Source organism: Dyella telluris (assembly GCF_014297575.1).
Lineage (GTDB): Bacteria > Pseudomonadota > Gammaproteobacteria > Xanthomonadales > Rhodanobacteraceae > Dyella > Dyella telluris.
This window is the reverse complement of the sequence record NZ_CP060412.1, coordinates 132,803-147,341: the sequence shown is the minus strand read 5'-3', so window position 1 is coordinate 147,341 and position 14,539 is coordinate 132,803. Positions and strand designations below refer to the sequence as shown.

Genomic DNA, 14,539 nt, shown 5'->3' with positions numbered 1-14,539 from the left:
CGAGAGCCCTTTCTTGAGAGATGCACCGATAGTCGGCAGTCGTCTTTTGTCGATAATAGTATGTAAGCGCATACGCACGAGGAGAGAGCGGTGAGTCAGATCACCATTGAGACCCTTCAGATCGAGAACTTCCTTTCGATCAAAGAGGGCACGCTGAATCTGGAGAATCGTGGACTGCTCCTGATCCAGGGCATCAACGAGGACGATTCCAGCGCGAACAGCAACGGTGCCGGCAAGTCCAGCGTCGTTGATGCCCTGAGCTGGGCACTCTACGGAATCACTGCACGCGGTCGCTCTGGCGACAAGGTGGTCAATCGCACCGCCAAGAAGAACTGCCGCGTCGAGGTCAAGTTTCGCGAGGGTGAGGACGTCTACACCGTCACCCGTTACCGCAAGCACACGAAGGGCAAGAGCCGCCTGCACCTGTTCAAGGGCGAGAGCGACCTGACCCTCGGCACCGACAAGCTCACCCAGGAACAGCTGGAGAAGATTCTCGGCTGTAGCCAGGAAGTCTTCATGGCGTCCATCTACGCGGGGCAGGGCTGCATGCCCAACCTCCCGGCGATGACCGACAAGGAGCTGAAGGAGCTTGTCGAAGAGGCTGCGGGTGGCAAAGCCCTTGAGGCTGCCTACGAGATCGCCCGCAAACGCGCCCAGGAGGCTGAGAAGGCTGCCCTGGTAGTGGCGACGCGCTACGAGACCCAGGAACGCACCCAGGGCGCTCTGGAGCTTCAGATTGAAGAGGCTCGCGAGAACGTCACCGGCTGGGCATCCGAGAACGCCGGTCAGATCGCCACAGCCGAGAAGTCGGTGAATGACGCGCTGACCAAGGCGAAGGGTCTGAAGGAGAAGGCGACCCCCGAAGCTCGTGCAGGGCTGGAGGCTCGCATCGAGTCCATCAAGGCGGACATTGCGTCAGTGGCTTCCCCGCCACCCGCTCCGATTGCTCCGGTGGCCCCGTCATACCCGGCAGCTGCCTATCCCAAGCCCCGTCCGCTCCCGCCTGCAGGTTCTGCTGCGCTGGCTGTGAACGTCGGCAAGAACAAGGTGAAGCTGGAACACGCCACCAAGCAACTGGGCAACCTGGCTCACGAGCTGAAGCACCTCAACGACAAGGTGGGCACCGCCTGTGGTGAGTGCTCCAAGACCTACGAGGAAGGCGACCTGGCTGCTCGCAAGACCACCATCGCCAAGCAGGCGGGTGAGCTGAAGACGGAACGCGACACCCTGATTTCCCTGATCGCAGCTGACGAAGCCTCGATCCGGGAGTTGGAAGAGCTGCACAAGCGCCAGATCGAGGAAGTTGACCTGGAGAACTCGCTCGCTGCGGATGAGCATCGTGCTGTCTGCGCGTCACTCGACGCTGAATACGAGGAAGCGCGTGAGACGCATCAGAAAGCGCTAGACGCGCATCGGGCAGCAATCGCGAAGCTCGACACGTCGAAGCTACTGGCAGCGCTCACAGTCGCACAGAGCGAGCTGACGGCGTTCGATTCGGTCGTGGCGGACATCAAGACCACCCTGACCCTGGCGAAGACGATCCGCGAGCGCGTGGAGGAGCTGAAAGCTGCCACGAACCCGTGGGAGAAGGAAGTGGAGAAGCGCAGCGAGGAACTCGACCGGGTTCTGGACGTTCGCAAAGCCACCCGCGAGGAGCTGGATCTCAAGAACGAAGCGGTGGAGGTCGCCAAGGCTGCCGTCGCAGTGTTCGCGCCCAACGGTATCCGTGGCGAGCTGCTCGATAGCGTGACTCCGTTCCTCAACGACCGGACTGCCACGTATCTGGGCGCTCTGTCGGATGGAAACATCGAAGCGACCTGGCTGACCGTGGGTGAGACCGAGAAGGGCGAGCTGCGCGAGAAGTTCCACATCGACGTTGACAACAAGCACGGCGACGAGGACTTCGAGGGTCTGTCCGGTGGTGAGCAGCGCAAGGTCCGTATTGCGACCGCGATGGCACTGCAAGACCTGGTGGCGAGTCGTGCCCACAAGCCTCTGAAGCTGTTCGTGGCTGACGAAGTGGACGACGCACTCGACGTGTCGGGTCTGGAACGTCTGATGGGCATCCTGGAAGACAAGGCTCGAACCACCGGCACCGTGCTCACGATCAGCCACAACGACATTGGTGACTGGGTGCGCGATCACATCACCGTTCGAAAGAGTGGCGGTCAGTCGATCATCGAGGAGGCTGCGTGACCTATCGCTACTGCGAGAAGTGCAAGGGTGAGAACGGGATGGCAAGTCCCACGCCCGAAGAAATCATCCGCAATGCGCACGTCTGCCCGGTATGCGACCACGAACACCCGGTCGATGAATACGCCAAGCAAGAACTGTTGATCGACCTGTTGGAGCGCGTCACGCGCTTGGAAGAACGCGAAAAGGAGCGGACGTGAGCAAGCTGACTGCACAAGAGGTTCTCCAGATTCTCCCCGAGCGCTTGAAGAGCCTTATCCCGGTCACGAGGGAATCGTTCTTCTCCAACGTGGGTGAATTGAACGTCCACCCCTGCATCTTCGGTCACGACTACGACCGGACGCTGGGCTACATGTCCGACTGGAAGCTGGAAGGTGGGGCAGGAGAGCGCATCGGGGCAACCATTGGAGGCACGACGTTCTCCGAGAAAGTGTACTTCGTGACGCCCGCCTACTACGAGAAGAACAAGGCGACGTTGACCAGGCTGGAAACGGAATGAAGTGGTGGATCGAGCACGTTCGACCAGGCAGGGAGTCGGAATACCACGTCGTCACAACGCCTGAAGTTGTCGAGGATGGGTTCTACCGGCAGATCACCTCGATCAGCGCCTTTCGTCGTCGTGAGCTGCATCGCCGCTTCCCGATGGACAAAGACTGTCGCCCTCTCTGGACCAAGGAGAGCGCTGCAAAGGTTGAGTGGTGCAGCGTTCACACGATGGATGACGCGATGAGCCGCTGGGAACGTGACCAGGAGATTGCGAAGCGGCTTGAGATTCCAGCGCCTGCTGAGCTGAAGCCTATCGCGGAGCACGACTCGATCTGGAAGTTCTACAAGGCCATTGGCTACGACTACAAGAAAAAGAGGTATGTGCAGTGAGCAAGACCATCTTCAAGTTTCCGCTGAGCGTACATGGCACGACGCTGCTGATTCACAAGGGCGCGCAAGTCATGCACGTCGGCAAAGACCCGAGCGGTGTGACTTGCCTCTGGGCTGAAGTCGAGACGGATAACCCGACCGTCAATCGCTACATCGCCTGCGCCGGCACTGGTCACAGCGTTCCCGATGGCGAGTACATCGGAACGGTCTGCGACATCCCCTACATGTGGCACTTCTACGACGAAGGCGACGATTTGTGACCACGACCACCATCAACACGAACACCGAGAACTAGAGGATCTAAGGAATGAAGCACGCACGTTTTGCCGTATCTCACGCTGGTCGCCACGTCATCAACATGACGGGTCAGCGCTTTGGCCGACTGGTCGTGACCTCGCTGTCGCACATCCATCCCGCTTACGGTGGCAAATGGCACTGCGTCTGCGACTGTGGCAACAAGACCGTCGTCCTCGCCAAGAATCTGCGTGGCGGCAACACGAAGTCCTGCGGCTGTCTCCGCGCCGCTCCCCGCAAGGCCGTTGAGGCGAAGGCTGAAGTGAAGATCGCCAAGCTTGTCGCACATGCCAAGCCGGAGCCCATCACCTTCAAGCCGCTGAACGTAGCCGAGAACCCGTACATGGTGACGGGCCTCCCCAAAGGCGAAGCGCTGAAGCTGCACGCCACGTTCGCATCGGGCTACGTGAAGGCGAAGACGGAAGCCCTCCCGGACATCAACGAGACGGACTGGTTCGTGGCTGAAGTCATTCGCGCAGTCGCTGACGGTCGTATGGGCTGGCTGTGAACGTCAACTTCAATCCTTACGAGCACGAGCCTCTCCCGAGGGGCGACAAGCTGAAGGAAGAAGCAAAGAGTGTGGGTCTGTTCTTCGCCAGGCAGGCGAAGCGCGATCCGGATGCCGATTCGACCGAGTGGTTCGTGGTTGAAATCATGGCTGCTATCGCACGAGGCGACATCGGATGGTTGAAAGAGAAGGAGAGCAAACCTGGAGAGTGATATGCAGGAAGGAAAGGGCAACAAGCTGAAGTTCTGGCGTAACGGACACGTTTACTTCTGGACTTTGGTGATCTGGTTCCTGTTCGTGGCGCCGGGACTCGTCTCGGCCAAGGATGACGCTGAAGTGATCGTGGGCGTCGTAGGTTCCATCAGCATGATCTATTGGGGAGTCCGGAGTTTCGGCAAGCGCATCGCTGCCGCTTATTTCGGGTTCTGAAAGTACGTAAACACATACATACACAAGGCAATTCAATGAAGAAGATGTTCCTGAAGTTGATGGTCGCGACGTTCGTTCTCCTGGTCGCCGCCTGTTCGAAGGTTCCCGCTGGCAACGTGGGTGTGAAGTTCAACCTGTACGGCTCCGACAAGGGCGTGCAGATGCAGGAACTCCAGCCGGGTCGCTACTGGGTGGGCTGGAACGAGGAGCTTTACACGTTCCCGACGTTCACCCAGACCGCAACGTGGCAGCAGCGCGAGAACCTGGACGAGTCGATCAGCTTCCAGACGGCTCAGGGTCTGACGGTCAACGCCGACGTCGGCATCACCTACCACATCGACCCGACCAAGGTGACGACGATCTTCCAGAAGTATCGGAAGGGCATCGACGAAATCACGGACACCTACCTGCGCAATATGGTTCGTGACGCATTGGTCAAACAGGCGGGCAGCCTCGACATCGAGTCGGTCTATGGCAAGGGCAAGACGGCACTGATCGAGTCGGTCCAAGCGGACGTGCAGAACGAAGTTGGTCCGGTCGGCATCGTGGTCGAGAAGGTCTACTGGATTGGTGAGCTGCGTCTGCCGCCGAACGTGGTCGGTTCGATCAACGCCAAGATCCAGGCAACCCAGATGGCCGAGCAGCGTCAGAACGAAGTGGCCCAGGCAAAGGCCGAAGCCGAGAAGGAAGTCGCTGTCGCTGATGGTCAGGCCCAGTCCCGGTTGAAGTTGGCGGAAGCCGAAGCCCAAGCCATCGCCCTGCGTGGTAAGGCCCTGCGTGAGAACCCCGGCGTCGCACAGCTGAACTGGATCGAGAAGTGGGACGGCAAGTTGCCTGTCACCCAGCTCGGCAAGGACAGCAACACGATGATGGTCTTGCCGAACTAACACGAACGGCACGAGAGAGCGCCCTTCGGGGCGCTTTCTTTTAGTCCCAACGATGTATCAGCGCGAACCAGCCTGGAGCAGGGACAGGCACAACAACCCCAGCAAACGCGACCGCTTTGAAGTGTGGAGAACCTTTGAGAAGCGACCGCCCATGACGACGTTCATGGGCAAGCTCTTGGAGGATCACAAGATGGCCGGTTTCAAGCATCGAGGTCAGGCAGAGCAGGCAATGGAAGCCTTTCGCAAGCTGACTGAATTTGCCGAGTACGAGCCGCGCTACTTCATCAAAGAGGGTCGCTAACATAGAGTGTATGTAACGACATACACACCACGGAGAGGCAACATGAAGTTGAAGGTATTGGGGCTCGACGCGGCTTTTGCACACACCGGGATGGCGTTTGCAGAAGTTGACCTGTCGGGCACTGTCATTTCTGACGCCCACATCGCGGTGACGCGAGTGGAGCTGATCAAGACGGAGGCAGACAAAGAGAGCAAGAAGGTCGTCCGCAAGAACTCTGACGATCTGCGACGAGCCCGCGAGATTGTGACCGGCGTTCGCCAGGCAGTCGAAGAGCACGGCATCCACCTGGTCTGCTGCGAAGTCCCCACGGGCACGCAGTCAGCACGAGCCTCCTGGGCGTTGGGTATCGCGGTGGGCACGCTCGCTGCCATCGACCAGCCCCTGATCCAGGTGTTGCCCCGCGAGGTGAAGGAAGCAGTGGGCGACAAGTACGCCGACAAGGACGAAATCATCGCCTGGGCTTCCGGCAAATACCCGACGATCAACTGGCCCATGTCCAAAAAGAAGGGTCAGATGTCGATCACGGTGGGGCAGGCCGAGCACATGGCTGACGCGGTAGCGGTCATTCACGCAGCTACCAAGACCGCTGAGTTCAACCGCATGGCTGCTGTCTATCGCAGCGTTGCGGGCCGACTGAGCTAGCACTGTAAGGCCAGAAATGGCTCAACCACTGTCAGGGCAGGGAGATGTATGCACATACACTCCCTAGCCCTTTCAACGACGAAACGGAAAGACATGAATTCCCCAATTAAGCAGCGCGCCGTGGACATGCGCGCCAAGATCAAGCTTGACCCCCTACGCGACGCACTCCTGACTGCCTTCGGCAAGGAGACCCTGGAACGCTCCTACCTGCTGAAGGGCGAGTCCTACCAGGAACTGTTCGCCCGTGTGGCCGGCTACTACGCCGACGACGAAGCACACGCCCAGCGCCTCTACGACTACATCAGCCAACTGTGGTTCATGCCGGCGACGCCCGTGCTGAGCAACGGTGGCACCACCCGTGGCATGCCGATCAGCTGCTTCCTCAACGACGTGCAGGACTCGATGCCGGGCATCCTGGACTCGATCAACGAGAACGCCTGGCTGGCCAGCAAGGGCGGCGGCATTGGCACCTATTGGGGCGAAGTGCGCTCGATGGGTGAGAAGGTTGGTCACAACGGTCAGACCACCGGCATCATCCCGTTCATCAAGGTCCAGGACTCGATGACCCTCGCGATCAGCCAGGGCAGCCTGCGTCGTGGCAGTGCAGCGGTCTACCTGCAGACCAAGCACCCCGAAATCGACGAGTTCCTGGAGATCCGCAAGCCGACTGGTGGCGACCCCAACCGTAAGGCGCTCAACATCCACAACGGCGCTGTCGTGGACGACGGCTTCATGTTTGCGGTGGAGAAGGGCACGGACTACGACCTGGTGAGCCCGAAGGACGGTCATACCGTTCGCACCATCAAGGCACGCAATCTGTGGAGCCGCATGCTCGACCTCCGTATGGAGACGGGCGAGCCGTACATGCTCTTCATCGACAACGTGAACCGTGCCATCCCGGCCCATCACAAGAAGTTGGGCTTGTTCGTCAAGCAGTCGAACCTCTGCGCCGAAATCACCCTGTTCACTGGCAAGGACCACCTGGGCAACATGCGCACGGCGGTCTGCTGTCTGTCGTCTGTGAACCTGGAGAAGTGGGACGAGTGGAAGGACAACCCGCAGTTCATCGAAGACATCCTGCGCTTCCTGGACAACGTGCTGGAGGACTTCATCCAGAACGCCCCGCCCGAAATGTCGCGTGCCGTCTACGCTGCCAAGCGTGAGCGCTCGGTTGGCTTGGGTGTCATGGGCTTCCACGCCTATCTGCAGAAGATGGGTGTCGCCATCGAGAGCGACCTCGCATCCCTGATCAACAAGGAGATGCACTCGCGGATCAAGGTGCAGGCTGACGCTGCGAACCTGAAGCTGGCTGAAGAGCGCGGCTCCAACCCCGATGCTGTGGACGCCGGCATGGTCGGTCGCTTCTCCAACATGCTCGCCCACGCCCCGACTGCCTCGATCAGCGTGATCGCTGGCACGACCAGCCCGAGCACCGAGGCACGCAGCACGAACGCCTTCCTCCAGAAGACGCTCTCGGGCAGCTTCATCGTCCGCAACCCGTATCTGGCCCAGCGCCTCGACCTGCATGGCAAGAACGATGAAGCCACCTGGCAGTCGATCGTTGCCAACAAGGGCAGCGTGCAGCACCTGGACTTCCTCAGCGATGAGGAGAAGAAGATCTTCCGCACGGCGTTCGAAATCGACCAGCGCTGGATGATCAAGCACGCAGCAGAGCGTCAGCCTTACATCTGCCAGTCGCAGTCGCTGAACCTGTTCCTGCATGCCGACACCCACAAGCGCGAGCTACACGACCTGCACATGTACGCATGGAAGTCCGGCGTGAAGTCGCTCTACTACTGCCGTTCGACCGCTGTGAAGCGTGCCGAGGCAGTGAACGTCAAGGTCGCTCAGAAGAGCGAATCCACCACCGAAGAGACCAAGTACGACGAGTGCTTGGCTTGCCAATAAGGAAGTTGAAGAAATGAACGAGCAGGAAATTCACGACTATCTGGCAGCAAAGGGCTTGGACGCCCCGCGTGTCACTGAGAAGCATATCGAGGGTTTGGTCTCCAAGGAGGACTACTACGTCCCCGAGGGCACTACGCTGACGATCTGCACCCTGAAGCTGCGCAACGGCTTCACCGTCACGGGCGAGAGCGCATGCGCGTCGCCTGCGAACTTCGACGCTGACCTGGGCCGAACGCTGGCACGCAAGGATGCGATCCGGAAGATCTGGGCGCTGGAGGGCTATCAGCTCTGCAACAAGCAGGCGTTCCAGTACGAGAACGCGGCGCGCATGGCACACGAAGCCAATCGCGAATACTGCATCAGCATCGGTGACGAGAGCCAGGTGCCCTGGTCCATCGCACCCGCCTGGCAGAAGGAAAGCGCTCGCAATGGCGTGCTCGCTGCGAAGTCGGGTCTGTCCCCGGTGGAGCTGCATGCGAGTTGGAGCGCTCAGAAGATCGCTGAGGGCTGGGTCTATGGCCCCGTCAAGGACTCTGAGGCGAAGACGCACCCGTGCCTCGTGAGCTACGACGAACTTCCGGAAGTGCAGAAGGTGAAGGACATCATCTTCCGTGCTGTGGCTCGCGCTGCTCTGAGGTTCTCGCTGTGACCTACAACCCCACCATCCCTGCAGGGAAGACCCTGTTCACTGAGAGGACGGCCTACAAGCCGTTCTCCTTCCCGTGGGCCTACGAGGCTTGGCACACCCAGCAGAAGATGCACTGGCTACCCGAAGAGGTGCCGATGGCTGACGACGTGCAGGACTGGCGTCGCAACCTGAGCCCGTCCGAACAGAACCTGCTCAACCACATCTTCCGTTTCTTCGTGCAGTCGGACGTGGAGATCAGCAAGAGCTACCACAGCCTGTATCTGAAGTGGTTCAAGCCCACCGAGATCCAGATGATGCTGAACGCCTTCAACAACATGGAGACGATTCACATCGCGGCTTACTCCCATCTGATCGACACGCTGGGTCTGCCGGAAGTGGAGTACGAGGCGTTCCTCAAGTATCGCGAAATGAAGGAGAAGTGGGAGTATCTCCAGGGCTTCTACGAGCCGAAGGACGTGCGTGAGCTGGCTCTGTCGATGGCTGTCTTCGGTGCCTTCACCGAGGGTCTCCAGCTGTTCGCCTCGTTCGCCATGCTGCTGAACTTCCCGCGCTTCAACAAGATGAAGGGCATGGGCCAGATCATCACCTGGTCGGTTCGTGACGAGTCGCACCACTGCGAGAACATCATCCGGCTGTTCCACGATGTCCTGCGCGAGAACCCCGAGGTCAACGACGCACAGCTGCGGGCTCAGATCGAGCAGGCATGCCGTGACGTGGTTGCCCACGAGGACGCCTTCATCGACCTGGCGTTCGAAATGGGTGGCGTGAAGGGCATGACTGCCGAGGAAATCAAGCAGTACATCCGCTACATCGCAGACCGTCGCCTGATCCAGCTGGGCTACAAGGGCATCTTCAAGGTGAAGGAGAACCCGCTGCCGTGGCTGGACGAAATGCTGAACGCGGTGGAGCACGTCAACTTCTTCGAACAGCGTGGCACCGAGTATGCCAAGGCTGCCACCCAGGGCACCTGGGGCGACGTGTTCGCGGAGCTGGACGAGCCGGTCGTCTCGGCAAAGCCGGAGTGGATCGTCTACACGAAGACCATCTGCCCCTATTGCACGATGGCCAAGAACATGCTCAAGCAGAAGGGCATCACCTGGACTGAAATCAGCCTGGACGATGACGCTGAACGGGCCAAGTTCTACGAGCAGACGGGCGCACGCAGCGTTCCCCAGATCCTTCACAACGGGAAGCTGGTAGGCGGGGCGGACAAACTCGGGGCTTACCTCCGGGAACTTTGAACGTCCCTGTCAAAATATGTATCAACATACGTATAATGACGAGACAAGCGCAGCATAAGCGCTAAGACAGCAGGGGAGGGACCACCTCCCCTGCAATATCAGGAGAGAAGAGAAGTGAATCACCACGCATTTGGCGCGGCCCTCGACCGCGTTTACACCCACCCGATTTCGACCATCGTTCGTGACAAGGCGCTCTACGCTGACTTCGGTCTGCCGGCTCGTGGCTCCGATGGCGCCGCTGCCATCGACCTGCGTGCGACCGAGGACATCGAGCTTCTCGCTGGCGAGCAGCACATGATGGACACGGGCATCAACATCTGGATCAAGAACCCCGGTTTCGTGGGTCTGATCGTTCCCCGCAGTGGTCTCGGCACCCGTGGCCTGGTGATGGCGAACGGCGTCGGCGTGATCGACAGCGACTACCAGGGGCCGCTCAAGGTGTCCCTGCTGAACCGCTCCAACAATGACATCTACATCGCCCGTGGCGACCGTATCGCCCAGTTCATGCTGACGCCGGTCGTGTGCCCGCAGCTGATCGAGGTCGAGAACTTCGACGAGGCGACGGATCGCGGTAACGGCGGTTTCGGTTCCACTGGCGCGAACTAAGGGTGGGTTATGAAGGATCTGCACATCAATCCCGCCATCTTCGATAGCGAATCCGGTGAGTACGAGCGCGCACTGGCATTCGTTCTTGCCAATGGCATCGAGTCCGAAGACCGCACGAACATCGGCACCATCAGTCAGTTCGGCTTGCGCATGTCGTTCGACCTGGCGAAGGCTTTCCCGCTGGTCACGACCAAGAAGCTCCACCTCAAGTCGATCATCCATGAGCTGATCTGGATGCTCAACGGCTACACGAACGTCGGCTACCTCCAGGCGAACGACGTCACCATCTGGGACGAGTGGGCCAGCGAATCGGGTGAGCTTGGTCCGGTCTATGGCAAGCAGTGGCGTCGTTGGGCTGGCAAGCCCGAGATCCACGCCCACGAGGACGAGGCACGCGAGAACAGCAAGCTCTTCACGGTCGAGGCATCGCCCATCGACCAGATCGCCAATGTGATCAAGGAGATCCGCGAGTTCCCGAACAGCCGTCGCCTGGTCGTGAGCGCCTGGAACCCTGCTGACATTCCGGCGATGGCCCTGGCACCGTGCCACGTCATGTTCCAGTTCTACGTTCGCAATGGCGAGCTGAGCTGCCAGCTGTATCAGCGCAGCGGTGACATGTTCCTGGGCATCCCGTTCAACATCGCCTCGTATGCGCTGCTGACCCACATCATCGCCTTTATCACGGGCCTCAAGGTCGGTAAGTTCATACATATCATTGGCGACGCCCACATCTATTCGAACCACATCGAGCAGGTGAAGGAGCAGCTGACCCGCGCCCCGAAGGCATACCCGCAGCTCTCGATCAACCGCATCACCCGTGACGTCGTGACGGATCCTGCACAGATGCGCTTCGAGGACTTCAAGTTCGAGGGTTACGACCCGCACCCGGCGATCAAGGGCGAAGTCGCGGTATGACCCAGAGCGCCGTCAAGCGCTCCAAGTGGGCCATCGACATCAAGTTCCGGCTCTGGGACGACTTTCACCAGCGGTGGCATTCCGCCGCTGGGAAAGACATGTGGAGCACGAAGAGCCGGGTGAACAACCTACGAGACGAAATGATCGCTAAGGGTCGCGACCCCCGCACCCTCAGCGTCGAGCGAGTAAAGGTAGAAATCGCATGATCGGTTTCATTGGAGCACATCGGGTGGGCAAGACCACCCTCGCCAAAGACCTGGCCAAGGAGTTCGATCTTGAGTTCCTGGAGACCAACGTCAGCGGCTTCCTGAAAGAGCAGGGCGTAGACCCCAAGGAAAACCTCGACTTCCAGGCGCGTCTCAAGATCCAAGACAGCGTTCTTGAATTCTTGGCGGGTCAGTACGCAGCTGCGACCGGCATCTTCATTGCCGACCGCACCCCGATGGACGTTGCTGCGTACACGCTGACCGACATTCAGCGTGCCACCCTGGGCACGATTGAGGAGCGATCCGTCGTCGAGCGCCATTTCCAGCGCGCTGTCGAACTGACCCAGCTCTACTTCGCGCAGCTGATCCACGTCCGTCCCGGCATCGAGATTGCCGAGACCGAAGGCAAGGCCCCGTCCTGCCTGCATTACATCCGTCATTTCGACTACGTGGCCGAGGGTCTCGTGCGTGCATTGCCGCATTCGATCCGCGTGCATGGCATCGCCAAGCATGTCATCGACCACGACCGCCGCATTGCGATCTGCATTCGCGTCATCGAAGACGCCCTCGACACTATCGAAGCCAAGGCTTCGAACACGTTGCACTAGGAAGGTTAGAGACATGATCAAAGGAAAAGTCACCAACGTCGCCATCACTGCTGACGGTGCCGTCGAGGCCACCATCTTGAGCACCATCTCCATGCACGTCACCTACGACGACATGGCCAAGGCTGACAGCAAGTTCGCGGAACTGATCACTCGTGACCAGTACGAGGAGTTCCTGTCAGGCGTGTTCAAGTGCGGTGTCGGCCTGGGCGTGCTTACCGATGCCGGTGATCTGACTGGCGCTTACCTGTAAGGAGCTGGACGTGAGCGAATCCCACACGCTTGTTGACGAGTTGAACCGTAAGGCGCTCGACACGCTTGAGCGGATCGTCGTCGATTACCAGACCGGCATTATCTCGGTGGAGCAGGCTCGCAGCAGCCTTCAGACGCTCTTCCAGGCTGTTTCTGGCCTCATCACCGACGATCTGTTCGACATGATCTCCGAGGCAAGCAAGGAGTTCGCGGACAAGACCGGCGAGGCAACTGCTCGCCGGCTGTTCATCAGCGATGGGTGCCTGTACTGCCTGGAGTACACGTTCGGTGAGCCAGTGGTGAAGCTGCACAAGCTGAACTGGTCGGAGACGACGCGCATGACCTGGAGTAGCACGAAGGTCTTGGACTTCTCCGAAGAACTCAACCCCTACGAAGTGGCTCGCGGTCGCTTCGATGGCTATATCGAATCGTTTGCCCGCCTGGGCTACAAGGAACTGAACTAATGCGTTTGATTGTTGGAGGTGACGTCGAAACCACTGGCTTCGACAGCGAGAAGGGCGACCGAATCATTGAAGTCGCCTTCCAGATCTGGGACTTCGACACCCGCCGAAAGGTGAAGGAGATTGAGCAGCGCATCAACCCGCTGCGCACGATTCCACCGGCAGCAACTGCCGTCCACGGGATCGTGTTGGAAGATCTGCGTGAGTGTCCCACCTGGGAGAAGGTTGCGCCCATCGTTGCCAAGGCTCTGGGCCTGGCTAAGGTCTTCGTGGCACACAATGTCATGTTCGACGGCCCGTTCATTGGCCTGGAGCTGGCACGCATCGGGCTGGAGGTTCCGAACATCGACTCCTTCTGCACGATGGAGAACGGACGCTGGGCAACCCCGACCGGCAAGAGTCCTAACCTGGGCGAGCTGTGCTGGGCGTTGAACGTCCCGTATGACCCGTCCAAGGCTCACGCGGCGATGTACGACGTGGACTGCATGATGCAGTGCCTCTGGAAGGGCATCGACCTCGGCTACTACAAGCTGCCCATCGCAGCCTGAGAAGTTCTCTCCCATGAGCCGACTGTAGCGTTTGACGTTGCAGTCGGCTTTTCTGTTTCTCGCTTCACGTAACGCGCTGCTAGCGTAACGCGCTGCAATTGCGACACGTCGCACGCATAAGAGACGCGACGCGCTTAGAGAGCGTTACAGAGCGTCGGCACAGTCCCTACAACGTGCCTGCGTTTTAGTGTTGATGCCCCTATGTATCTGCATACATCATTCACTTGTCGCAGAGAGCGACGCACCCAAAACGAGAGAAGAGAGGATTCAACCATGAGCAACAACCCGAGCCTGCTCGACGCCGAGCTGGAAGCCCTCCTGGAAGAAGTGACGGGCACCAACGACGACAAGACCACGACGACCGAAGTCGTCGAAGCCAAGACGCCGGAAGCTGACCTCACCATCGAGGAGCTGGAGCGCATCGAAGAGCACGCCGAGCTTGCCGAAGAGCAGCGCAAGCACTACGAGGAACAGCCCGCTGACAAGGTGACGACCATCGAGGCCGTCAAGAAGGCGAAGGCTGAGCGCACCCCGCGCCTCACGGGCGACAAGCCCTCCGAGATCCTCACCAACGCCTTCAACAAGGATCCGGAGCTGCTCAAGGCGGCGATGACCCTGACCGTGGGCGAGGACAGCGACGAAGCGGTCCAGACGGCCCTGAAGGACATGGACGGGCTCGCGAAGAAGGTCGCGGACAAGGGCGTGAACCTGGTGCGCTTCCGCAACAACAAGGACAAGGTGCAGGTCTACACCCGCCTGGGCCTGGAGTTCCTGATGCAGAAGGGCGAAGCCTCGTCGAAGGAGCTGACCGAGCACCTCCAGGCGAACGGCTACACCATCGGCACCGCCCGCAGCCAGGCGAATCAGCTCATGCAGCTGTTCCCCGTCCTGAAGGTCGCGGAGCGTGTGGGCAAGGCGATCAAGATCCGCGCGGACAGCATGATCGTCCAGTGCATCGAAGCCTGCACCCCCGCCGCAACCGCAGCTGCTGCCTAACCCTCACACCAACGGACGCCAG

The 14,539-nt window shown here is 59.8% G+C and carries 21 protein-coding genes; all 21 read left to right on the top strand.

What is annotated here, in order from left to right:
* Positions 1-90: 90 nt before the first annotated feature.
* Positions 91-2,196, top strand: a complete 2,106-nt coding sequence (locus tag H8F01_RS00780; RefSeq protein ID WP_187057207.1) for an AAA family ATPase — start codon at positions 91-93, stop codon at positions 2,194-2,196.
* Entirely contained in the window at positions 2,193-2,393 is a 201-nt protein-coding gene (locus H8F01_RS00775) for a hypothetical protein (protein ID WP_187057206.1), read from the top strand. Before H8F01_RS00780 ends, H8F01_RS00775 begins: the two co-directional genes overlap by 4 nt.
* Positions 2,390-2,692, top strand: coding sequence for a hypothetical protein (locus H8F01_RS00770; protein WP_187057205.1), 303 nt, complete (start codon positions 2,390-2,392; stop codon positions 2,690-2,692). The genes H8F01_RS00775 and H8F01_RS00770 overlap by 4 nt, the downstream gene beginning before the upstream one ends.
* The gene (locus H8F01_RS00765; RefSeq protein ID WP_187057204.1) at positions 2,689-3,069 is read left to right on the top strand and encodes a hypothetical protein; all 381 of its coding nucleotides are present in this window, start codon (positions 2,689-2,691) and stop codon (positions 3,067-3,069) included. Before H8F01_RS00770 ends, H8F01_RS00765 begins: the two co-directional genes overlap by 4 nt.
* Positions 3,066-3,329 (top strand): DUF7352 domain-containing protein, encoded by a 264-nt coding sequence (locus H8F01_RS00760; RefSeq protein ID WP_187057203.1) that lies wholly within the window; start codon positions 3,066-3,068, stop codon positions 3,327-3,329. The genes H8F01_RS00765 and H8F01_RS00760 overlap by 4 nt, the downstream gene beginning before the upstream one ends.
* A gap of 47 nt (positions 3,330-3,376) precedes the next feature.
* A complete protein-coding gene (locus tag H8F01_RS00755; protein WP_187057202.1) occupies positions 3,377-3,871 on the top strand; it encodes a hypothetical protein in 495 nt (164 codons plus the stop codon).
* Positions 3,868-4,083 carry a hypothetical protein gene (locus tag H8F01_RS00750; protein WP_187057201.1) on the top strand — a complete coding sequence of 72 codons (216 nt, stop codon included), beginning with the start codon at positions 3,868-3,870 and terminating at the stop codon, positions 4,081-4,083. The genes H8F01_RS00755 and H8F01_RS00750 overlap by 4 nt, the downstream gene beginning before the upstream one ends.
* A 1-nt stretch (position 4,084) precedes the next feature.
* Positions 4,085-4,300, top strand: coding sequence for a hypothetical protein (locus H8F01_RS00745; protein WP_187057200.1), 216 nt, complete (start codon positions 4,085-4,087; stop codon positions 4,298-4,300).
* Positions 4,301-4,335: 35 nt separating this feature from the next.
* Positions 4,336-5,187 carry a prohibitin family protein gene (locus tag H8F01_RS00740; RefSeq protein WP_187057199.1) on the top strand — a complete coding sequence of 284 codons (852 nt, stop codon included), beginning with the start codon at positions 4,336-4,338 and terminating at the stop codon, positions 5,185-5,187.
* Positions 5,188-5,338: 151 nt separating this feature from the next.
* Positions 5,339-5,488 carry a hypothetical protein gene (locus tag H8F01_RS00735; RefSeq protein WP_187057198.1) on the top strand — a complete coding sequence of 50 codons (150 nt, stop codon included), beginning with the start codon at positions 5,339-5,341 and terminating at the stop codon, positions 5,486-5,488.
* A 42-nt stretch (positions 5,489-5,530) separates the two neighbouring features.
* A complete protein-coding gene (locus H8F01_RS00730) occupies positions 5,531-6,130 on the top strand; it encodes a RuvC family protein (RefSeq protein ID WP_187057197.1) in 600 nt (199 codons plus the stop codon).
* A 93-nt stretch (positions 6,131-6,223) separates the two neighbouring features.
* Complete coding sequence (locus tag H8F01_RS00725) at positions 6,224-8,038, top strand: ribonucleoside-diphosphate reductase subunit alpha (RefSeq protein ID WP_222615707.1); 1,815 nt, start codon at positions 6,224-6,226, stop codon at positions 8,036-8,038.
* A gap of 13 nt (positions 8,039-8,051) precedes the next feature.
* Positions 8,052-8,687, top strand: a complete 636-nt coding sequence (locus H8F01_RS21715; RefSeq protein WP_222615706.1) for a Gp49 family protein — start codon at positions 8,052-8,054, stop codon at positions 8,685-8,687.
* A complete protein-coding gene (locus H8F01_RS00710) occupies positions 8,684-9,928 on the top strand; it encodes a ribonucleotide-diphosphate reductase subunit beta (RefSeq protein ID WP_187057195.1) in 1,245 nt (414 codons plus the stop codon). Before H8F01_RS21715 ends, H8F01_RS00710 begins: the two co-directional genes overlap by 4 nt.
* Positions 9,929-10,042: 114 nt before the next feature.
* Positions 10,043-10,534 (top strand): dUTP diphosphatase, encoded by a 492-nt coding sequence (gene dut / locus H8F01_RS00705; protein ID WP_222615705.1) that lies wholly within the window; start codon positions 10,043-10,045, stop codon positions 10,532-10,534.
* A 9-nt stretch (positions 10,535-10,543) separates the two neighbouring features.
* On the top strand, positions 10,544-11,449 hold the full coding sequence (locus H8F01_RS00700; RefSeq protein WP_187057194.1) for a thymidylate synthase: 906 nt from the start codon (positions 10,544-10,546) through the stop codon (positions 11,447-11,449).
* Between the two features lie 202 nt (positions 11,450-11,651).
* On the top strand, positions 11,652-12,263 hold the full coding sequence (locus tag H8F01_RS00695) for an AAA family ATPase (protein ID WP_187057193.1): 612 nt from the start codon (positions 11,652-11,654) through the stop codon (positions 12,261-12,263).
* 13 nt (positions 12,264-12,276) lie between these two features.
* Positions 12,277-12,513, top strand: a complete 237-nt coding sequence (locus H8F01_RS00690) for a hypothetical protein (protein ID WP_187057192.1) — start codon at positions 12,277-12,279, stop codon at positions 12,511-12,513.
* 10 nt (positions 12,514-12,523) lie between these two features.
* The gene (locus H8F01_RS00685; protein ID WP_187057191.1) at positions 12,524-12,976 is read left to right on the top strand and encodes a hypothetical protein; all 453 of its coding nucleotides are present in this window, start codon (positions 12,524-12,526) and stop codon (positions 12,974-12,976) included.
* A complete protein-coding gene (locus tag H8F01_RS00680; RefSeq protein WP_187057190.1) occupies positions 12,976-13,521 on the top strand; it encodes a 3'-5' exonuclease in 546 nt (181 codons plus the stop codon). The genes H8F01_RS00685 and H8F01_RS00680 overlap by 1 nt, the downstream gene beginning before the upstream one ends.
* Before the next feature lie 273 nt (positions 13,522-13,794).
* Entirely contained in the window at positions 13,795-14,517 is a 723-nt protein-coding gene (locus H8F01_RS00675) for a hypothetical protein (RefSeq protein WP_187057189.1), read from the top strand.
* Positions 14,518-14,539 lie beyond the last annotated feature (22 nt).